The organism is Brevundimonas sp. RM1 (assembly GCF_052907225.1).
Map to the genome: position 1 here is coordinate 75,630 of NZ_JBRERY010000008.1, position 18,292 is coordinate 93,921.

Annotated in this window: 20 protein-coding genes; 8 read left to right on the plus strand and 12 right to left on the minus strand. The window is 68.1% G+C overall.

Annotated elements, in window-relative coordinates:
- Window positions 1-123: 123 nt before the first annotated feature.
- Window positions 124-1,224: an acyltransferase family protein gene (locus tag ACU5AP_RS09565; RefSeq protein WP_003163609.1), complete on the plus strand. Its 1,101-nt coding sequence runs from the start codon at window positions 124-126 to the stop codon at window positions 1,222-1,224.
- On the opposite strand, the gene ACU5AP_RS09570 is transcribed toward ACU5AP_RS09565, so the two are convergent.
- From ACU5AP_RS09570 to ACU5AP_RS09580, 3 genes are all read right to left on the minus strand, one after another.
- Window positions 1,221-1,604, minus strand: coding sequence for a VOC family protein (locus tag ACU5AP_RS09570; protein WP_003163610.1), 384 nt, complete (start codon window positions 1,602-1,604; stop codon window positions 1,221-1,223). The two genes, ACU5AP_RS09565 and ACU5AP_RS09570, sit on opposite strands and share 4 nt — an antisense overlap.
- A 129-nt stretch (window positions 1,605-1,733) precedes the next feature.
- Window positions 1,734-1,937, minus strand: a complete 204-nt coding sequence (locus ACU5AP_RS09575) for a cold-shock protein (RefSeq protein ID WP_003163611.1) — start codon at window positions 1,935-1,937, stop codon at window positions 1,734-1,736.
- A 368-nt stretch (window positions 1,938-2,305) separates the two neighbouring features.
- Complete coding sequence (locus tag ACU5AP_RS09580) at window positions 2,306-3,403, minus strand: serine hydrolase domain-containing protein (RefSeq protein WP_446681138.1); 1,098 nt, start codon at window positions 3,401-3,403, stop codon at window positions 2,306-2,308.
- A gap of 95 nt (window positions 3,404-3,498) precedes the next feature.
- Here ACU5AP_RS09580 and ppk2 point away from each other — a divergent pair, with 95 nt between their 5' ends.
- Both ppk2 and ACU5AP_RS09590 read left to right on the plus strand, forming a co-directional pair.
- Window positions 3,499-4,242, plus strand: coding sequence for a polyphosphate kinase 2 (ppk2, locus tag ACU5AP_RS09585; protein WP_046651664.1), 744 nt, complete (start codon window positions 3,499-3,501; stop codon window positions 4,240-4,242).
- 28 nt (window positions 4,243-4,270) lie between these two features.
- Window positions 4,271-5,035: a COG4705 family protein gene (locus ACU5AP_RS09590; protein ID WP_128719634.1), complete on the plus strand. Its 765-nt coding sequence runs from the start codon at window positions 4,271-4,273 to the stop codon at window positions 5,033-5,035.
- A 4-nt stretch (window positions 5,036-5,039) separates the two neighbouring features.
- On the opposite strand, the gene ACU5AP_RS09595 is transcribed toward ACU5AP_RS09590, so the two are convergent.
- Together ACU5AP_RS09595 and ACU5AP_RS09600 are read right to left on the minus strand one after the other, a co-directional pair.
- Entirely contained in the window at window positions 5,040-5,678 is a 639-nt protein-coding gene (locus ACU5AP_RS09595) for a hypothetical protein (protein WP_081461798.1), read from the minus strand.
- On the minus strand, window positions 5,675-6,916 hold the full coding sequence (locus ACU5AP_RS09600; RefSeq protein WP_128719633.1) for an acyltransferase family protein: 1,242 nt from the start codon (window positions 6,914-6,916) through the stop codon (window positions 5,675-5,677). Before ACU5AP_RS09600 ends, ACU5AP_RS09595 begins: the two co-directional genes overlap by 4 nt.
- 51 nt (window positions 6,917-6,967) lie before the next feature.
- On the opposite strand from ACU5AP_RS09600, the gene ACU5AP_RS09605 reads away from it, so the two are divergent.
- Window positions 6,968-7,894 carry a LytTR family DNA-binding domain-containing protein gene (locus ACU5AP_RS09605; protein ID WP_223850937.1) on the plus strand — a complete coding sequence of 309 codons (927 nt, stop codon included), beginning with the start codon at window positions 6,968-6,970 and terminating at the stop codon, window positions 7,892-7,894.
- On the opposite strand, the gene ACU5AP_RS09610 is transcribed toward ACU5AP_RS09605, so the two are convergent.
- Entirely contained in the window at window positions 7,858-9,054 is a 1,197-nt protein-coding gene (locus ACU5AP_RS09610; RefSeq protein ID WP_128719632.1) for an MFS transporter, read from the minus strand. The genes ACU5AP_RS09605 and ACU5AP_RS09610 overlap by 37 nt on opposite strands.
- A 127-nt stretch (window positions 9,055-9,181) precedes the next feature.
- Between ACU5AP_RS09610 and ACU5AP_RS09615 the strand changes: the two genes are divergently transcribed.
- Together ACU5AP_RS09615 and ACU5AP_RS09620 are read left to right on the plus strand one after the other, a co-directional pair.
- Window positions 9,182-10,201, plus strand: coding sequence for a UbiA family prenyltransferase (locus tag ACU5AP_RS09615; protein WP_128719631.1), 1,020 nt, complete (start codon window positions 9,182-9,184; stop codon window positions 10,199-10,201).
- Window positions 10,202-10,226: 25 nt separating this feature from the next.
- Complete coding sequence (locus ACU5AP_RS09620) at window positions 10,227-11,069, plus strand: DUF3298 and DUF4163 domain-containing protein (RefSeq protein ID WP_128719630.1); 843 nt, start codon at window positions 10,227-10,229, stop codon at window positions 11,067-11,069.
- A 7-nt stretch (window positions 11,070-11,076) separates the two neighbouring features.
- Here ACU5AP_RS09620 and ACU5AP_RS09625 read toward each other — a convergent pair whose 3' ends face one another.
- The 3 genes from ACU5AP_RS09625 to ACU5AP_RS09635 form a co-directional block, all read right to left on the minus strand.
- Window positions 11,077-12,006 carry an alpha/beta fold hydrolase gene (locus tag ACU5AP_RS09625; protein WP_128719629.1) on the minus strand — a complete coding sequence of 310 codons (930 nt, stop codon included), beginning with the start codon at window positions 12,004-12,006 and terminating at the stop codon, window positions 11,077-11,079.
- A 126-nt stretch (window positions 12,007-12,132) separates the two neighbouring features.
- Entirely contained in the window at window positions 12,133-12,330 is a 198-nt protein-coding gene (locus ACU5AP_RS09630; RefSeq protein ID WP_128719628.1) for a helix-turn-helix transcriptional regulator, read from the minus strand.
- Window positions 12,330-12,737 (minus strand): hypothetical protein, encoded by a 408-nt coding sequence (locus tag ACU5AP_RS09635; protein WP_128719627.1) that lies wholly within the window; start codon window positions 12,735-12,737, stop codon window positions 12,330-12,332. The genes ACU5AP_RS09630 and ACU5AP_RS09635 overlap by 1 nt, the downstream gene beginning before the upstream one ends.
- Before the next feature lie 124 nt (window positions 12,738-12,861).
- Here ACU5AP_RS09635 and ACU5AP_RS09640 point away from each other — a divergent pair, with 124 nt between their 5' ends.
- On the plus strand, window positions 12,862-13,437 hold the full coding sequence (locus ACU5AP_RS09640; protein ID WP_128719626.1) for a hypothetical protein: 576 nt from the start codon (window positions 12,862-12,864) through the stop codon (window positions 13,435-13,437).
- Window positions 13,424-14,089, plus strand: a complete 666-nt coding sequence (locus ACU5AP_RS09645) for a class I SAM-dependent methyltransferase (RefSeq protein WP_446681139.1) — start codon at window positions 13,424-13,426, stop codon at window positions 14,087-14,089. The genes ACU5AP_RS09640 and ACU5AP_RS09645 overlap by 14 nt, the downstream gene beginning before the upstream one ends.
- A 7-nt stretch (window positions 14,090-14,096) precedes the next feature.
- Here the strand turns inward: ACU5AP_RS09645 and ACU5AP_RS09650 are convergent, their stop codons facing one another.
- The 3 genes from ACU5AP_RS09650 to ACU5AP_RS09660 form a co-directional block, all read right to left on the minus strand.
- Window positions 14,097-14,669, minus strand: a complete 573-nt coding sequence (locus ACU5AP_RS09650; protein ID WP_003163623.1) for an NADPH-dependent FMN reductase — start codon at window positions 14,667-14,669, stop codon at window positions 14,097-14,099.
- A gap of 81 nt (window positions 14,670-14,750) precedes the next feature.
- Window positions 14,751-16,061 (minus strand): nicotinate phosphoribosyltransferase, encoded by a 1,311-nt coding sequence (locus tag ACU5AP_RS09655; protein WP_446681140.1) that lies wholly within the window; start codon window positions 16,059-16,061, stop codon window positions 14,751-14,753.
- Between the two features lie 6 nt (window positions 16,062-16,067).
- Window positions 16,068-17,933 carry a monovalent cation:proton antiporter-2 (CPA2) family protein gene (locus ACU5AP_RS09660; RefSeq protein WP_446681141.1) on the minus strand — a complete coding sequence of 622 codons (1,866 nt, stop codon included), beginning with the start codon at window positions 17,931-17,933 and terminating at the stop codon, window positions 16,068-16,070.
- Window positions 17,934-18,292: the final 359 nt, after the last annotated feature.

Below are 18,292 nucleotides of genomic sequence, written 5' to 3' on the forward strand. Positions count from 1 at the left end.
TCCTGCCCTCCTTCTCCCCGTGAGAAGGAGGGCAACGGCCCCGTTCTTGCGTAACAGCATTCGAACAAGGGGGTCGTGATGCTGCAGGCTGTATTTTCGTCCCGGAATGAACCGCCGCCAATCATGCGCGGAGGCTGGCTGGACGCGCTGCGTTTCATCGTGGCCGCCCTGATCATCCTGCATCACTTCCAGATGTCGGCGCCCGTCCCCCTGGCCGAAGGACTGCATCCCGTGTTCGAGCGCGGCGGCTTCCTGCTGACCAACTTCTTCCTGATCGACAGCGGATACGTGCTGATGCGGGTCTATGGCCGCGCGGTCGGCTCGGGCCGGATGTCCAAGACCGACTTCTTCATAAAGCGGGCCTTGAGGGTCTATCCGGCGCATCTGATCGTGCTGGGCCTGCTGGTGGCGCTGGTGCTGGCGGCGACCGCCGCGGGCATGCCGCCCAGCCATCCCGAGTGGTTCGCCTGGGATCAGCTTCCCGCCCAGGCGGCCCTGGTGCAGTCGTTCGGCGTGCACGGCGGCCTGGGCTGGAACGCCCCGACCTGGTCGATCTCGGCCCTGCTGGGCTGCTACGTCGCCTTCCCCTTCGTGCTGCGGGGTCTCAGCCGGATCGGGCCGTGGACGGCGCTGATCCTGGTCGTCGTCGGCTATCTGGCCGCCAATGAACTGAGCTGGGCGATCCTGAAATATCCCGTCTATCAGATGCCGCTGAACCTGGGCATCTGGCGCGCCCTGCCCCTGTTCATCCTGGGCATGGGGCTGGCCTGGTTCGCGCAAGGCGTGTGGATCAACGCCCGCATCGCCGGCTGGGCCGGGGTGCTGGCCGCCGTCGGCCTGGCTGTGGCCCAGTATTTCGACAAGAACGCCCTTCTGTCGCTGGTCTTCATCTCCATCATCATCCTGGCGGCGGGCGCCGTGCCGACCAAGCGGCCGTCGAAGCTGGTCGAGGCGGCGGCCATGGTCTCCTTCTCCATGTTCATCTCGAACGAGGTCGTGCGCATCGCCTGGTTCGGCCTGGCCGAGGCCTTCGCCGACAAGCTGGCGCTGGGCGAAGCCTGGCGCTGGGGCCTGTGGGCTCTGGGCGTGCTGGCGGCCTTCGTCTTCGCCTTCGGCCTGCACTATCTGATCGACCAGCCGATCCAGAACCGCATCCGCGCCTGGCTGAAGGCGCGCGGCAAGGGCGCCGCCGTCAGCCAGCCGGTCGTCTCTCTGGAGGGCTAGGCCCCGCCCGCGCCGCCGACCAGGTGCAGGATGTTGCCGTCCGGATCCTTGAACCAGGCCAGACGCAGCGGCCCGGCGACATGGACGTCGCCGTCATGCGCCATGCCGTCATAGCGTTCAAAGACGACGCCCTTGGTCTTGAGATCGGCGACGATGTCGTCCACCTCGACGCCCACGTCCCAGGTCACGGCGTTGGCCTGGTTCGTCCCGGCGAAGTCCGAGCGGTAGACCGTCAGCCAGGTGTTCCCGGTGCGATAGCCCAGCACCCCGTCCATGCCGGTGTCCGCCAGGTTCAGACCCAGCACGTCGGAATAGAAGGCCCTGGCGCGCTCCAGATCCTTCACCGCCACGATGGCCGAAGAGTTCTTGTCCTTGAGCATGGTGTTTCTCCCGTTTCGAGAGACAACCATCGGCGCCCAGGGTCGATCCCTGCGAGGCGCGACAAAAAAAGACGCGGAGGTCGCCCTCCGCGTCTTCTTCTTTTCACGAACCAGAAGGTCCGTAAGGCCTTAGAGGAGCTTGAGATCCACGGCCGAAGTCTTGCCGCGCTGGGTTTCCAGCTCGTACTCGACCTTGGCGTTGTCATCGAGACCCACCAGACCCGCCTTTTGCACGGCGGTGATGTGGACGAAAACGTCCGCGCCGCCCGTGTCGGGTTGAATGAAGCCGAAGCCCTTCGTGGGGTTGAACCACTTGACCGTGCCGGTCGCCATATTGCGTCTCCGTAAACGCGCTTTTCCAGGCGGACGTCCTAGCAGGATCGCCCGTCAGCCCATCTGGACAAGCTCGTTCAGGCGAAGGAGCAAGACGCGGGTTTGGACCCCACGTGAAATCCGGACTGCGGCGATGTTGTCACCCGACTATCCACAGCGGTCAACTGTAAAGCGAAACCGAGCCGACAGGCTTTACAGTTAATTTCGCCGCGACGCGCGCAGCTTGCGCTTCTTGGCGCCCAACCGACCACGCACCGACGCGCAGTGATGAGGTCCGACGACTGCACATGGCCGAACAGACGACGTTCCGCCCCGTGCAAACACCGAAGAAACGCCGCTCCAGAAGCGCAGAAGCGGCTATAGCGGGCTCAGATACCCAGCATTTCCATAGCCATGGCCTGACAGGCCGGGCCGCCGCGCCCGCCGTCGTTGGACAGGCCGAAGACGGCCCGGCCGCCCGCCGGATCGACCAGGGCGATGGCGTGCCACAGGGTGTTCGAGCCCTCATGCGCGATTACGAGCCCCTTGGCCCACGGCTGGGGCGGCAGGACGATCCAGCCATAGGCGTAGTTGCGCCCTTCGCCCGGCGTGACGAGAAGCCGCACCGTCTCCGGTTTCAGCCAGCCGCCGCCTTCGGTCAGGAAGACCTGTAGAAAGCGGGCGTAGTCGGCCGCCGTCATGTGAACCGTGCCCGCCGGGCCGAGCGCCAGAGGATTGTCCGAACCCGGATCGACTGGGTCCATCGACACGGCCGTCTCGCCCATGCGGCGGTGCCCCCAGGCGTTGTCGCTTCCAGCCGGCGCGCCGAACCCCGCCGAGGCCAGGCCTAGAGGGCCGAACACCTCGGCCTGCATGGCCTCTTCCCACGAGCCGCCGGTGACGACCTCGATCGCCGCTCCGACCAGCACATAGTTGGCGTTGCCATAGGCGAACGTCCTGCGCGCGCCGGACGGCGGGGCGGCCAGCGCCTTCTCGACGATGGCGCGGCGCTGTGCGGGCAGGGATTGAGGGTCGGCGCGGGCGGTCATCAGCCAGGCCATGCCCATGACCGCCTCGTCCTTCAGCCCCGCCGTGTGGGTCATGAAGTCGTCCAGCGTCGCGCCGTCCCAGCCCGCGTCGATCGTCAGGTCGGGAAAGGCTTCGGCCAGCGGCATGGCCCAGCGCGCCCGTCCCTGCTCGACCAGGCGGGCGAACAGCGCCGCCGTCATCGCCTTGGTGTTGGAGCCCAGGTGCCAACGGTCGTCCGTCGTCGCCGGATCGTCCCCTCCCGCGCGCCGCACGCCGCGCACGCCGGACCAGGTCAGTCCTTGGGCCGTCACGACCCCGCCCGCCAGGGCGATCGGCTTGACCCCGTCGAAGGCCGTCGTCAGGGCGGCGTCGAACGCTCCTTCGCCTTGGGCGCGCGCCGCCGATGGCGCGACTGCGGCCGCGGCGCCGACGGCCAGGACATGACGACGATTGATCATTTTCGGCTCCTTTTGCGTTGCACCCTGAACAGCAAGGCTGGCGACGCCAGTGAATTCGCCGCAAGGTTGGTCGATCGCGACACAAGGACACGCCCATGGCCAAGGACGACTACGCCGACATCCTGGAAGCCCTGCAGATCCAGATGGTCGAGACCCAGGCCTGGGCCATCGAACAGGGGCTGAAGGTCGTCATCGTCTTCGAGGGGCGCGACGCCGCCGGCAAGGACGGGGCGATCAAGCGGATGACCGAATACATGGCCCCGCGGCAGACGCGCGTCGTCGCCCTGCCCAAGCCGACCGAGCGCGAAACGACGCAATGGTATTTCCAGCGCTACGCCGCCCATCTGCCGGCGGCGGGCGAGATCGTGATCTTCAACCGCTCCTGGTACAATCGGGCCGGGGTCGAGGCGGTCATGGGCTTCTGCACGCCCGAGCAGCATGAGCGCTTCCTGCACGACGCCCCGCATTTCGAGCGGATGCTGACCCAGTCGGGCGTCATCCTGATCAAGCTGTGGCTGGACATCAGCCGCGACGAACAGGCCCGCCGCCTGGAGGAGCGCGTCGACCACCCGCTGAAGCGGTTCAAGGTCTCGTCCCTGGACGCCGAGGCCCAGGCCCGCTGGAGCGCCTATTCCGCCGCCCGCGACGAGATGCTGAAGCGCACGCATCTGGACTATGCGCCCTGGACCGTGGTGGCGACGGATCAGAAGAAGACGGCGCGGCTGAACATCCTGCGCCATGTCCTGCGCCGCCTCGACCGACCCGGCCTTGAGTGCCGCGAGCCGGACCCGGACGTGGTCTTCCCTGGCGACGAGGCGCAAGGGCGGCTGGCGAAGTAGACCGCCTCACACCATGAGGAGACGGACCATGACGGAGCAAGAACGTCAGGCCCTCAGTAAAGTCCCCGCTGTCACCCTGGGGTTCTGGATCATCAAGATTCTGGCGACCACGCTAGGCGAGACCGCCGGCGACACAGTCACCATGACGATGAAGCTGGGCTACCTAGCCGGAACAGGCGTCTTCATGAGCGTGCTGGTCGTTCTGGTCTGGCGTCAGATCACGGCGAAACGATTCCGCCCCCTCCTCTATTGGGCGACCATCATCGCTTCGACCACCGCGGGAACCGCCCTGGCGGATTTCGCCACCCGTTCTCTAGGCATCGGCTATACGGGCGGATCGCTGCTGCTGCTGGCCTGCGTCCTGGCCTCTCTGGCCGCCTGGCGTTTGAGCACGGGATCCATCTCTTCAGACACGATCACCACCCCTCGCGCTGAGGCCTTCTACTGGCTGACCATCACCTTTTCACAGACGCTCGGAACCGCGCTCGGCGACTGGACCGCGGACAGCGGCGGCTTGGGCTATGTCGGCGCCGCCTTCGTATTCAGCGCCCTGCTGGCCGTCGTGGCCGGTCTCTACTTCTGGACCAGGGCGAACCAGATCTTCCTGTTCTGGGCCGCCTTCATCCTGACCCGGCCGCTGGGCGCCACGGTCGGAGACTTCCTGGACAAACCATTGGACCACGGCGGCCTGGCTCTGAGCCGCCCGCTGGCGTCGGCTGTTCTGGCGGCGGCGATCGTGGCGCTTATTCTGTTGCTGCCCCAACGCGCGGGACGACACCCCGGCGAAACCTGACCGCCTAGCCGCCGAACAGCCGCCGATTCTTGTCGACGAAAGCGCGCATGGCCCGCACCAGCGGCCCGCCCTGGCGCCCCTTCAGATAGGCCCAACCGGCGCCCGCCCCGATCAGGGCGCCGATGGAATCAACGATCAGATCCCACATGGTGTCGACCAGGCCGGACTTCTGGGTGTTGAGGCCGAACACCTGGTCCAGCATGAACTCCCAGATCTCCCACAGGGCGCCGATGGTCACGGCGAAGCAGAAGGCGAAGAAGGCCACCGTCAGGGGCGCGGCCTTCAACTGGCGGCCCTGCACCAGCATCAGCATCAACAGGGCGCCGACCAGGCCGAAGGCCACGGCCGAACCGCCGTGCAACACCACGTCCCACCACCAGTAACGCTCGTAGAAGTCGCCCATCTCGCCCAGGAACAGGGTGGCGCACAGGAAGACGGCGATGGCGGTGACGAAGCCGATCGGCAGGTTCAGCCCGATGCGCGGCGCCAGCCAGAACGGAATCAGGGTCAGCAGAAACGTCCCGGCGCCGACGAAGGTGACGCTGAACTCGCCGGTCAGGAAGCCCCCGACGGCCGCGCCCAGCAGCACCAGCCAGGTCAGGGCCAGCAACCAGGGAAATGGGGGCTTCGTGCGTATCGTCATCCGTCTTGTCCGACCGGCTGCTGTTTCTGGCGATCGAGCCTAGCGGGACGATCCCGGCGCGCAAGCGGGGTCTTCACGCCCAGCAGCAGGCCCAGCGGTCCCAGGCGGCGCGCGACCTCATAGGCGGCCCAGCAGCCGCCGAAGGTGACGGCGATCAGCAGCCCCGCCTCCAGCCCCTGCGGCAGAGCCAGCTTCGACAGGTGGTAGGCCGCGACCACGGTGATCGTCTGGTGCACGATGTAGAAGCAGAAGACTCCACCCGTCAGATAGCGCAGCCACGGCCCGCCCCGGTTCAGATAGCGCGCGCCATAGCCCAGCACGGCGGCGATGAAGGCCCACTGATCCAGCGCATAGACGAGGCGCATGGCGGCTCTCAGCGCTTCGGGCGGCGTTCCCGCGTCGCGATAGGTCCAGGCATAGACGGCCCATCCCGCCCAGGCGCACAGACCCAAGATCAGCGCCGGTCGCCGCAGCCGCTCATAGGCCGCCTTCAGCACCGCCGAGCGCACGCTGAGAAAGCCGAACAGGAAGGCGCTGAACGACACCGCGTGGTTGTACCAGTCGTCGGTCAGGGCGTGGGTCGTCGGGAAGATCCGCGCCAGCGTCCAGCGCAGAACGAACAGCCACAGCACCGGCCAGATCAGCAGACCCCAGCCCTTCAAGGCGCGCTCCAGCCCGGACTGGATCATAGGCAGCCAGCCGCGTCCGAACGCCAGCAGCCCCGCCAGCACCAGACTGTAGACGAACAGATAGGCCACGAACCACATGTGGTTCCACGTCGGCGTGGTCAGGCAGCCGTCGGCGTCGCACCAGCCGCCGGACGCTGTAGCGTACTTCAGCCAGAAGTCCGCCAGCCAGGGCGAGCGCGCCGGATCGACCACGCCCAGTCCCTGCGCCGCCTCGACCACTTCGTAATAGGACTGCGGCGGCACGATCACGAACATGGCAAACAGCAGCGGCGGCAGCAGGCGCCAGCTGCGCGACCCCGCGAAACGGCGCGCGGCGCCCTTCCCTTCGCGCTGGAAGCTGTCGAACAGGAACCGGGTCGCGGCGCCCGAGACCAGAAACAGCAGGGTCAGCCGCCAGGGATTGGTCAGTTGCATCACCGGCTCCAGCCATTCGACCGGCTGCGGGCTGTTCACATGCCAGTCCCAAGGCACGTAGAACATGCCGACGTGATAGAGGATCAGCAGCATGAAGGCCCCGACCCGGATCCAGTCCAGGTCATGGCGGCGCATCGCTGCGAGGGGTTCGGGTGCGAGGGGTTCTGACGACATGGGCGACCTGAAATGACGGAAACGACGCCATCGGCCGTGCCTCCGCCGCCCCGCGCCCGGCAAGGCATAGGGGCCGTCCGGTCAGACGCCGGGGCCGGATCGCGGAGCGCCGGGACGAGCGGCGCGCCTGTCGGGACGAACGGGGCGGACCGGCGCGACCTGCTGGCCGGGGGTTCGATCCTGCTCGCCGTCACCCTGGCGTTTCTGGTGGTCAACGCCCTGACCGTGCTGGCCGACTGGCCAGGCCTGCGCCCCTGGGCCCCGTGGCTGTGGGAGGGGTCCAGCGCGCTGGCGCTGATGCTGTTGATCTGGCTGCCGTGGCGGGCGGCGGACGCGGCGCCGCCATCGCTGCTGCACGAAGGCTGGCGGGCGCGAGGACGGTTTCTGGCCGTGCATCTGGGCGCCGCCTGCCTCTACAGCCTGCTGCACGTCGTGCTGATGGTGGCGATGCGGCATGGCGTCTACGCCCTGCTGGGCGAGGTCTATGACTATGGCCCGCCTATCGAGCGCTTCGTCTATGAACTGCGTAAGGACATGCTGAGCTACGCCCTGTTCATCGGCGTCTTCTGGGGCGTGCGCAGCCTGCGCGAGGCGCGCGAGACGCCGCTGCGGCCCGTCAGCTTCGACATCCGCGACGGGACGCGGCTGATCCGGGCGCCGCTGGGCGACATTCTGGCCGCGACCTCGGCGGGCAACTACGTCGAGTTCGTCCTGGCCGACGGGCGCAGGCCCCTGATGCGCGTCACCCTGGCGGCGGTCGAGGGCGAGCTGGCGCGCTTCGGCTTCGTGCGGACGCACCGGGGCTGGCTGGTCAACGCCGCGCGAATGACCGGCCTGCGGCCTGAAGGGTCAGGCGACTGGACCGTGGAGCTGGGCGCGCTGGAGGCCCCGCTGTCGCGTCGTTACTCCGAGGCGCTGGAACGGCTGCGCGCCGCCTGAAGCCGCATCCACCCGGCGACGCCCAGGGCGCAGACGAGGCTCAACACCGCGCCGACCGCAAAGGTCGCCTGCGGGCCGAAGCCGTCCCACAGCAGGCCCGCCGCCACATTGCCCGCCAAGGCGATCAGGCCCGAGATCAGCGCGAACAGGCCGAACGCTGAGCCGCGCAGGTGAGCGGGCGCCGCATCAGCGATCAGGGTCATCAGCAGGCCCTGGGAAAAGCCCATGTGCAGGCCCCACAGGGCCACGCCCAGATAGAAGACGACCTGATCGCTCGCCAGCGCCAGCGCCACGTCGGCGGCGGCCAGGAAGACCAGGCTGAGCAGCAGCAGGGAGGTGCGGCCGATGCGGTCCGACAGCGCCCCCACCGGGAAGGCGGCCAGGCCGAACACCAGGTGCAGCAGGACGATGGCCGCCGGCGCGAAGGCGGCGGGGACGCCGACGTCCAGCCCCTTCATCAGCAGGAAGGACTCGCTGAACCGCGCCAGGCCGATCACCGCCGTCAGGGCGATCATGGTCCAGGTGGCGGCGTCCAGACGCAGCGCCCCCTTCAGGCTGGGCGGCTTCCTGGCGCCCTCGTCCGGGCGCGGCGGATCAGACACGCCGCCGACCAGCAGGGCCACGGCCAGGAAGGCCGGGATGGAGGCCAGCCAGAACACCGCCTTGATATCGTTCGCCAGCACCACCATCAGCCCGATCGCCAGCAGCGGGCCGACGAAACCGCCGACCGTATCCAGCGACTTTCTCAGGCCGAAGGCGCGGCCGCGAATGTCCGGCGGCGTCACGGCGGCGACCAGGGCGTCGCGCGGGGCGGTGCGGACGCCCTTGCCGATCCGGTCCACCCCCTTGGCCAGCAGCACCCCCTCGACCGAGGCCGCCAGAGGGAAGATCGGCTTGGACAGGGCCGCCAGCCCATAGCCCGCCACCGCCAGCCATTTGGGCCGCGCAATGCGGTCGGACCAGAAGCCCGACAGGAACTTCACCGCCGTCGCCACGACGACGGAAAAGCCTTCGATCAGACCGATCATCACCGCCGAAGCGCCCAGCCCCACCACCAGATAGATGGGCAGAAGCGTCTGGATCATCTCCGACGAGACATCCATCAGCAGGCTGACGAGGCCCAGAATCCAGACGCTGCGGGGGATGGAGCTGCGAGCCATTCGCGCCAAGTGACGGATAGGGCGCCCCCTGTCCACCCCCGGTCCGGCTCCGGCAAGAAACTTCATGAAACTGCGATCCGACGCGCCCCCTTCACCCGGCGCCGCATGGAGGGCTAAGACGGTCCGCATGAACACAGCCCCGCTTCCCGACGCCGCCGGCCAGAACTGGGTCGACCGCCATGCGCCCGAGCGGCTGAAGCCCTGGCTGAAGCTGGGCCGCTTCGACCGGCCGATCGGGACGTGGCTGTTGCTGCTGCCCGGCTGGCAAGGGATCATGCTGGCGCTGAACCAGTATGACCGACCGTTCGGCGGCTATGAGCTGTGGCTGGTCGTCGGCTTCGCCGTCGGCGCGGCCCTGATGCGCGGGGCGGGCTGTGCGGTGAACGACATCGTCGACCGCGACTTCGACGCTCAGGTGGCCCGCACGGCCCTGCGCCCCATTCCGGCGGGCCAGATCAGCGTCAAACAGGCCTGGGCCTTCGTCGGCGGCCTCAGCCTCATCAGCCTGTGCATCCTGCTGACGATGAACCTGACGTCGGTGCTGCTGGGCGCCCTGTCGCTGGGGCTGGTGGCGGCTTATCCCTTCATGAAGCGCATCACCTGGTGGCCGCAGGCGTGGCTGGGCCTGACCTTCAACTGGGGCGCCCTGTTGGGCTTCGCGGCGGCGACAGGAGGCCTGTTCGCGCTCGGCTGGCTCTATGTCCTAAGCGTGAAGGCCAGCGGGGACAGCTACTGGATAGCCGAGGGCCTGAACCGCACGGGGAACCTCGCCCTGTCAGCGGGGCTGCTCTACGCGGGCGGGATCTTCTGGACCCTGGGCTACGACACCATCTACGCGCTTCAGGACATCGAGGACGACGTCATGGCCGGGGTGAAGTCCTCGGCGCGGGCGTTGGGCGGCAAGGTGAAGGAAGGCGTGGCCGTCTTTTACGTCCTGGCCGTGGCCCTGGCGGGCGCGGCGGGCTACGTCGCGGGCCTGGGGCCGGTCTTCTATGTCGGTCTGGCGCTCTACGCCCTGCATTTCGTCTGGCAGGTGCGGCGGTTGCAGCCGGACGACCCGAAACTTTCCTTGCGTCTTTTCAAATCAAATCGCGATGCGGGGTTGATCCTTCTGGCCGCCATCGCGTTCAACGGCCTAGCTTTCTGATCGAACCGTTCCAAAGGAGCCCGGCATGATCCCTTCGCGCCCCCTTCGCGTCCTTCTCGTCGCCGCCGCCGTCTCGGCCTCGCTCGCCGCGTGCCAACGCAATGAGAAGAAGGAGACGCCCGCCGCGCCGGCCGCCTCCGCCCACGCCGTCGAAGGGCCGCTGAAGTACGACAGCGCCACGCCCTACGCCAAGGTCAGCCTGAGCCTGCCGGAAAACGTGCTGTCCTATCCGGCGCTCTACACCCCGCTGTACCGCGACGAGGTGGCCAAGCTGAAGGAATACGCCGAGGGCGCCCAGGCCGACCGCACCGAGGCCGGATCGCCCGAGGGCATGCCGCCCTATGAGAAGACCATCGTCTACGGCGCCCCGATCGAGACCGGCCGCCTGTTCAGCCTGATGCGGACCGACTTCGACTATTCGGGCGGCGCCCACCCGAACACGGTCGCCACCGGCCTGCTGTGGGACAAGACCGAAGGCCGCCGCATCGCCGCCGCCGAACTGTTCGCCGACAAGGCCGACAAGACCGGCCTGGAGCGCGCCCTGTGCCAGGCGGTAAACACCGCCAAGACCAAGCGTCCCGGCGCCGAGCCGGTCTCGACCAGCGGCGAGATGTGGGCCTGCCCCAAGCTGAAGGACGTGGCCGTGACCCTGGCGCCCGGCTCGGTTCCGGGTAAGGCGGGCGGCCTGACCTTCCTGCTCGACGCCTATGCGGTCGGTCCCTATGTCGAGGGCGCCTATTACCTGACCCTGCCGCTGTCGGCCTTCCAGAGCGCCCTGTCGCCGGAATACGCGGGCGAGTTTGCGGGCGCCCCGACCAAGGCGGGCGACGTCACCGACGACCTGCGGCTGAAGGCGCCCGCCGCCTGATCCGCGATCAGTCCTCGCGCTTCAGGAAGGCGTCGACCAGGGCGTCCAGCCGGTCAGGCTGATCGATCATGATGAAGTGCCGGGCGCCGTCGACGCGCTTCAGCGTCACGCCCGACAGGGCGGCGTATTCGCGGCTCCACAGGGCGTCGGCCATGGCGGCGGGCGCGCCGCCGTCCGCGTCCGAGGCGTAGACCGCCCAGACCGGCGTGGTCATGGCCGCCAGGCCGGGCCGCGCGTCGGTCGTCATCACCTCGCGGATCGCCGAGGCCATCGCCTGGCGGTTCGAGGCCATCGACCAGTCGACCATGGCGGCGCGCCCGGCCTCGTCGCGCATCATGCCGACAGCGGTGCGTTCCTGCTGAATGCGAAAGGCCGCTTCGTCCGCGTTCAGGATGGAGGCGGCGGCCTGATCGGCGAAGGGCTTAGCCGTCTGCGGCGTGACCTGCGGGCCGAACATGGCGCTGAAGAAGGGCAGGCTGTCGACGCTCATCACGCGGCTGACCGCCTCGGGACGCTGCTGCGCCAACAGAAGACCGCTGAGCCCGCCCATCGAATGGCCGATGACGGCAGGCCGGTCCAGCGTCGCCGCATAGCGCGCCAGTTCATCCACGACAGGCTGGATGAAGACGCCGTCGCCGTGCGTCCACGCCTCGCCCGCGAAACCGGCCAGTTGCACCAGATGGACGCGATGCGTCGCCGACAGACGCTGGGCCAGCGGACGCCACACCTCGCGCGAGGAGGCGAAGCCGGGGATCAGGATCACGTCCGGCCCCTGCCCCATCACCTCGACCGACAGCCGATCAGAGACGAAGGCGGGCGCCTCGGCGCGGGCCGGTTCGGCCTGGGCTGGGGAGACGATGCTGGCGGCGCTGAAGCCGACGGCGGCGGCCAGGATGAAGGCGCGCAGGGTCTTGGCGGGTGCGGAGATCTTGGTCATGGCGTTTCCTTTGCGTGTTGGACCTGCCCGCGGTTCAACGCGCAGCAGGGTTCGCCCCTCGGATCAGGCCCGAGGATGGCGACGATGAAGCGAAACAGGCGAGTAAGGTTTTCCTGACTTTACGCGTCAGGCGTGCGGGTTCTCGAAGATGTCCTCGACCGGCCGCTCGAACAGGGCGGCGATGCGATAGGCCAGGTCGAGCGACGGATCGTGCTTCTCGGTCTCCAGGGCGTTGACCGCCTGGCGCGACACCCCCAGCGCCTGACCCAGCTGCTCCTGGGTCCAGTTGCGCTCGGCGCGCAGCAATTTCAGCCGGTTCTTCATCAGTTCGACGACTGAATGAAGGGTGAAACCAGACCGAAGGCCGCCCAGAACAACGGATAGATCAGCCAGGCCGGCAGATGCGGCGCTCCGGCGAACGTCTCGCCGAATCCCCAGAAGGTCGCCGCCGCCATCGCCAGGCCGGAGGCGATGATGAACTGCTTGGCCGTGACCATGCGCACGAACTCATCGCTTTCCCGCATCAGCGACAGCGTCGCCCAGATCTGGCCGATAACCGGAGCGGCCACGGCGGCCGCCAGCACCCAACCCGCAGGACGCCCCATCACGCCGTCGAAGGCGTCAGTGGTCATCATCGCCACGCAGATCGCCACATAAGGGACCATAAAGGCGAAGGTCCGCAGGACGTAGCGACGCCCGGCGGGGGTCTGTTGTTTGGAAAGGGTCAACATGGCAGGCGCTCCTGACTTTGTGTAAGGCCAACCTTACACCGCCTTCATGTCATGTCAACCTGACTTTTTATCAGCCTGTCCTGACTTTCTTGCCAGCGCCTTCGGCGGCCCCTAGCTTGTCGTCATGCGTAGCCTTCCCGCCTTCGTCCTGGCCGTCCTGACGGCCGCCGCGCCCCTTGCGGCCCCGGCCGCCTCGCCTGCCCCGCCCGCCGTCGAGCAGGATGTCCGGGGCGCGCGCGACTATGAAGACCTGCCGCGCATGGACGGCGCGCGCATCCGCGCCTGGCGCCAGTTGTCGGTGGCTGAGATCACCCTGCCGACCGGCGCGGTGGCTGAAAGCGGCGCCCCGGAAAACGCCCTGCGCCTGCAGGGCCAGATCAGCCACCTGGACTACGCCATCCGCCCCGCCGTCGCGCCGATCGACATGGCGCGCCACTATGAGGAAGCGTTGCGCGAGGGCGGCTATGAGACCGTCTTTTCCTGCACCGGCATCGCCCGCTGCGGCTCGGGCATGGGGGCGCTGATCCTGCTCAGCGACGCCGTGGCGCCCGCCGGGTTCGCCGACGGCGTGTTCAACGATCAGCTGCGGGTGGTCGTGGCGCGCAAGGGTTCGACCTGGGTGCTGCTGCACATGACGCGCGGACCGGATCGGTCGCTGGTCTATCAGGCCGTGATCGAGGGCGCCCGTGAACTCGACTAGACGGATCGCCGACCCCGCCCGTTTCATCCGCGACAACACCCGTCTTCAGCCCGTCTCCCACACGCCGGAGGTTTCGCTGTGGCTGGCCGATGAGGTCACGCCCATCTGGCGGCTGACAGAGGAAGAGCTGGGCGAAATGGGCCTGCCGCCGCCGTTCTGGGCCTTCGCCTGGGCGGGCGGACAGGCGCTGGCGCGCTGGCTGCTGGACCATCCGCAGGCAGTTGAGGGACGTCGCGTGCTGGATCTGGCGACGGGCTCGGGCCTCGTCGGCATCGCGGCGATGAAGGCGGGCGCGGCCTCGGTTCTGGCCGCCGACATAGATCCCTTCTGCGCAGCGGCGGTGGCGGCGAACGCTGAGGCCAACGGCGTCGAGATCGCCTTCACCGCCGACAACCTGCTGGAGGCCCCGCCTGCGGCCTTCGACCTGATCTGCGCCGGGGACGTCTTCTATGAGGGGCCGATGGCCGCGGCGATGCTGGCCTGGCTGAAGCAGGCGCGCGCGGCCGGGTCTAGCGTGCTGGTCGGCGATCCGGGCCGCACCTACTTCCCGAAAGAGGGCCTCAGCCTGCTGGCCGAATACCGCGTGCCGACGACGCGCGAACTGGAGGACCAGGAGGTCAAGCGCACGCGCGTCTGGTCGCTGGACGCCTGACGCCGCCTCAGGCGTCGCGCGGCAGGACGGTCAGCACCCGCGCCATGTGCTGATGGAAGGCTTCCATATAGTCGCGCAGGAACTGCTCGGTGCCGGGGACGCTGACGTTTCCGTCGTCGTCGATCAGGTCCGGTTTGAACTGGATATAGGCCTCGACCGCATTCATCTGCGGGGCCTGAAGAAAGCCGAGGATGGGGCGCAGGGTTTGTTGCCCCACCGCCGTGCCGATGGCGCCGGGCGAGGCGCCGATCACCGCCGTCGGCTTGTTCTTGAAGACGTTGGTGCCGTAGGGGCGGCTGGCCCAGTCCAGGGCGTTCTTCAAGCCGCCGGGAACGGAGCGATTATACTCCGGCGTAACGATCAGGATGGCGTCAGAGCGCTTGATCGCCGCCTTGAAATCCTGGGCCACGGCCGGATAGTCGGCGTCGTAGTCGTAGGAATAGAGCGGCAGGTCGGCGAAGCTGATCTCGCTCATGTTCAGCTTGTCCGGCGCCAGCTTGACCAGAGCCTTGGCCAGCTTGCGGTTGATCGAGCCCTTGGCCAGGCTGCCGATGATGTAGCCGACGTTGTAGGTGGTCATGGAAGCGTGTCCCGCTGAAATTATGGGCGGCGCCCGGCGCCGCTGATAGCCAAATGTCCAACCAAGCTTAGCGGTTCCGTCTCAGACGCGCACGGCCTGACGCCCGCGTCCCGCCTCGCCGAACACGCGCAGATAGCGTTCGATCTCGGCCCGGTCGCCGGTGGCCTTTTCGACGTTATCCGACAGCTTGACCGCCGGACGGCCCGCCGCCTGGGTCACCTTGCAGACCAGCGACAGGGGCAGCAGTTCCGGCGCCTCGACCGGAGCGCAATCGCGGAAGTCGTTGGTCAGGTTTGTGCCCCAGCCGAAGCTGGTGCGCACCCGGCCCTTGAAGTGGGCGTGGGCCGCCTCGATGCCGTCGACGTCCAACCCGTCGGCCAGCACCAGCAGGCGCTCGCGCGGGTCGCGGCCCTTGGACGCCCACCACTTCATGATGATCTCGCCGCCCTCGATCGGCGGGGCGGAATCGGGACGGAAACCCTTCCAGTCGGCTAGCCAGTCGGGCGCGTCGTCGAGGAAGGCTTGCGTGCCAAAGGCGTCCGGCAGGGCGATCAGCAGATTGCCGTCATAGGCCGCCCGCCATTCCTCCAGCACCCGATAGGGCGCCGCGCGCAGGGCCGCCTCATCCTCGCCCGCCATCGCGGCCAGCACCATGGGCAGTTCGTGGCCGTTGGTGCCGATGGCCTCAAGGTCGTTGTTCATGGCCAGCAGCACGTTGGAGGTGCCGATGAAGGCGCCGCCCAGTCCCTCCTTCAGCGCCTCGACGCACCAGCCCTGCCACAGGAAGCCGTGGCGGCGGCGCGTGCCGAAGTCCGACAGGGCCAGCGGCTCCAGCTGTCGCAGTCGCTCGATCTTGCTCCACAGCTTGGTCTTGGCGCGTGAATAGAGAATGTCCAGTTCGAAGCGGCCCATGCGGCGAAGGGCCCGGCGGCTACGCAGCTCGTTCAGGATCGACAGGGCGGGAATTTCCCACAGGGTGACGTCCGCCCAGCTTCCTGAGAACTCCAGCCGGTACTGACCGTCGGCGCCGCGCGACAGGTCGTAGTCCGGCAGGCGATAGTCAGCCAGCCAGGCCAGGAAGTCCGGGCTGAAGATCGACTTCACGCCGTAGAAGGTGTTGCCGCCCAGCCAGATCAGCTCCCGGTTGGTGAAGCGCAGGGACCGGGCATGGTCCAGTTGAGCGCGCAGTTCGGCCTCGTCCACTTCCTCGGCCAGCCGCGCCGAAGTCGTGCGGTTGATGACCGAGAAGGTCACGGGCGCGTCGCGGAACCGGCGCCAGATCAGCTGCAGCATCAGCAGCTTGTAGAAGTCGGTGTCCAGCAGGCTGCGGACGATGGGGTCCAGGCGCCAGCCGTGGTCATAGGCCCGCTTGGCCAGGTCGATGCTCGCCATGCCGGGTCAGTCCGCCTTCTGTGCAGCCGGCTCGATGACAGCCTCGGGCGGAGCCTCGTCCTCATTGACCAGACGCCCTTCGCGGTGCGGCTTGATGTAGGGCGTCGGCTGCGGCGTCGGCATATTGCCGCGCATCAGAGCGGCCCCGGCCTTCAGCCCGCCGGTCAGGTCCAGGTCCAGGCGCGCCTCGTCGCGACGGCGCACGTCGGCGATGACGTCGGCGACCTCGTCTTCCGGCAGGCCCAGCTCCTCCAGAACGGCCTGGCCGAACCGGAGGGCGGACTCAAAGGTCTCGCGCACCTGATAATCGACCCCCGCCTGGATCAGGCGCAGCGAATGGCCGCGGTCGAAGGCCCGCACCATCAGCTTCACGCCGGGGAACTCGGACTTGACCAGTTGCACGATCTTGTCGGCGGCCTCCGGCTTGTCGACGCAGACCAGCACCGCCTCGGCCTTGCCCGCGCCCGAGGCCCGAAGCGTGTCGAGGCGCGTGCCGTCGCCGTAGTAGACCTTGAAGCCGAAGTTTCCGGCCGCCTGGATCATCTCCACGTCGTTCTCGATGATCGACACGTCCACGTCGCGCGCCAGCAGCGGCTGCGACACCACCTGGGCGAAACGGCCGAAGCCGATGATCAGCACCTGACCGCGCAGGCCGTCGGCGGCGTCCACGCCCTCGGCGTCTTCCGGCGACAGGCCCGCCTCCTTAGGCAGGAAGCGCTTCAACGCCAGGGTCGTCAGCGGCGTCAGCGCCATCGACAGGATGACGATGGCCGTCAGGGCCGCGCTCGCCTGGGCGTCGATCACTCCCGCCGTCGCAGCGGCGCTGTAGAGGACGAAGGCGAACTCGCCCCCTTGCGCGAACAGGGCCGCGCGCTCGATCGCTTCATGGTGGCGCGCCTTGAACACGCGGGCGACGACATAGATGACCAGGGCCTTGACCACCATGAAGGCCGCCAGCCCCGCCACGACGATGCGCCAGTCGTTGATCACCACGCCGATGTCCAGCGCCATGCCGACCGACAGGAAGAACAGGCCCAGCAGAATGGCGCGGAACGGCTCGACATCCGCTTCCAGCTGATGCCGGAAGGTCGAGTCGGACAGCAGCACCCCCGCCAGGAAGGCGCCCATGGCCATCGACAGGCCGACCCCGTCCATGATCCAGGCCGTGCCCGCCACGACCAGCAGGGCGGCGGCCGTCATCACCTCGCGCCCGCCGTTGCGGGCCAGGAAGCGGAACACCGGATTGATGGCGTAGATCCCCACCGCCAGCACGCCCGCCAGGGCCGCCAGCGCAAGGCCGATCGACTGCCACAGGGGCGTCGTGCTCTCGGCCGAATGGCCCATAGACGCGCCCAGCAGGGCGACGATGGCCAGCAGGGGCACGATGGCCAGATCCTCGAACAGCAGGATGGACACGGCGCGCTGTCCGCTGGGCGTCGGCAGGTCGCCGCGCTCTTCCAGCATCTGCACGATGACGGCGGTCGAGGACATGACGAAGCCCATGGCCCCGACGAAGGCCACCGGGGCCGACACGCCCGCCGCCATAGCCGCCAGCGTCAGGGCCAGGCCCGCCAGGCCGACCTGGGCTGCCCCCAGGCCGAAGATCTCCCTGCGCATCCCCCACAGCCGCTTGGGCCGCATCTCCAGGCCGATGATGAACAGGAAGATGACCACGCCGAACTCGGCGACGTGCAGGATGGTCTGCGGCTCACGGAACAGGGCCAGCCCGAAAGGACCGATGGCGACGCCCGCCGCCAGATAGCCGAGCACCGAGCCCAACCCCAGCTTGCGGAAGATCGGCACGGCCACCACGCCCGCCGCCAGCAGCGCGGCCACATGGCCCAGTTCCAGTCCCGTCGTCGCCTCGGCCATCGCTCACCTTTGCATCTGGATCGCCATAGTGGGGATGAAACGACCCAATGGCGAGAGGCGGCAGCGCTGAAGCTTCTTCGCCACACTCGACCCTACAAACGCTCAGGACGAAGAACCTTCGCCACAGTTTCGCCGAACATCGTCATGCTCCATGATAATCGACAGGGACGGAGGAGACCGACATATGCCCCAAGCCTATCCAAAGCACCGCACGCCCAGCATGATCCTCGCCGCCGTCGCCGCTGTCATGACCGTCGCGCCCGCCCCAGTTGGCGCAACCGCTGCGCCTCCCCCGATCGAGGACGGAACGCCCAGTCCTGCCGCATGCCGCGCAGTCGGCTTCGATCTGGCGCCGCCGT

What these genes read in the sequence shown, in the direction of transcription:
- ACU5AP_RS09565 (WP_003163609.1), top strand. Translation starts at nt 124, where the DNA reads ATGCGCGGAGGCTGGCTGGACGCGCTGCGTTTCATCGTGGCCGCCCTG.
- ACU5AP_RS09570 (WP_003163610.1), bottom strand. Translation starts at nt 1,604, where the DNA reads ATGCTCAAGGACAAGAACTCTTCGGCCATCGTGGCGGTGAAGGATCTG.
- ACU5AP_RS09575 (WP_003163611.1), bottom strand. Translation starts at nt 1,937, where the DNA reads ATGGCGACCGGCACGGTCAAGTGGTTCAACCCCACGAAGGGCTTCGGC.
- ACU5AP_RS09580 (WP_446681138.1), bottom strand. Translation starts at nt 3,403, where the DNA reads ATGATCAATCGTCGTCATGTCCTGGCCGTCGGCGCCGCGGCCGCAGTC.
- ppk2 (WP_046651664.1), top strand. Translation starts at nt 3,499, where the DNA reads ATGGCCAAGGACGACTACGCCGACATCCTGGAAGCCCTGCAGATCCAG.
- ACU5AP_RS09590 (WP_128719634.1), top strand. Translation starts at nt 4,271, where the DNA reads ATGACGGAGCAAGAACGTCAGGCCCTCAGTAAAGTCCCCGCTGTCACC.
- ACU5AP_RS09595 (WP_081461798.1), bottom strand. Translation starts at nt 5,678, where the DNA reads ATGACGATACGCACGAAGCCCCCATTTCCCTGGTTGCTGGCCCTGACC.
- ACU5AP_RS09600 (WP_128719633.1), bottom strand. Translation starts at nt 6,916, where the DNA reads ATGCGCCGCCATGACCTGGACTGGATCCGGGTCGGGGCCTTCATGCTG.
- ACU5AP_RS09605 (WP_223850937.1), top strand. Translation starts at nt 6,968, where the DNA reads ATGACGGAAACGACGCCATCGGCCGTGCCTCCGCCGCCCCGCGCCCGG.
- ACU5AP_RS09610 (WP_128719632.1), bottom strand. Translation starts at nt 9,054, where the DNA reads ATGGCTCGCAGCTCCATCCCCCGCAGCGTCTGGATTCTGGGCCTCGTC.
- ACU5AP_RS09615 (WP_128719631.1), top strand. Translation starts at nt 9,182, where the DNA reads ATGAACACAGCCCCGCTTCCCGACGCCGCCGGCCAGAACTGGGTCGAC.
- ACU5AP_RS09620 (WP_128719630.1), top strand. Translation starts at nt 10,227, where the DNA reads ATGATCCCTTCGCGCCCCCTTCGCGTCCTTCTCGTCGCCGCCGCCGTC.
- ACU5AP_RS09625 (WP_128719629.1), bottom strand. Translation starts at nt 12,006, where the DNA reads ATGACCAAGATCTCCGCACCCGCCAAGACCCTGCGCGCCTTCATCCTG.
- ACU5AP_RS09630 (WP_128719628.1), bottom strand. Translation starts at nt 12,330, where the DNA reads ATGAAGAACCGGCTGAAATTGCTGCGCGCCGAGCGCAACTGGACCCAG.
- ACU5AP_RS09635 (WP_128719627.1), bottom strand. Translation starts at nt 12,737, where the DNA reads ATGTTGACCCTTTCCAAACAACAGACCCCCGCCGGGCGTCGCTACGTC.
- ACU5AP_RS09640 (WP_128719626.1), top strand. Translation starts at nt 12,862, where the DNA reads ATGCGTAGCCTTCCCGCCTTCGTCCTGGCCGTCCTGACGGCCGCCGCG.
- ACU5AP_RS09650 (WP_003163623.1), bottom strand. Translation starts at nt 14,669, where the DNA reads ATGACCACCTACAACGTCGGCTACATCATCGGCAGCCTGGCCAAGGGC.
- ACU5AP_RS09655 (WP_446681140.1), bottom strand. Translation starts at nt 16,061, where the DNA reads ATGGCGAGCATCGACCTGGCCAAGCGGGCCTATGACCACGGCTGGCGC.
- ACU5AP_RS09660 (WP_446681141.1), bottom strand. Translation starts at nt 17,933, where the DNA reads ATGGCCGAGGCGACGACGGGACTGGAACTGGGCCATGTGGCCGCGCTG.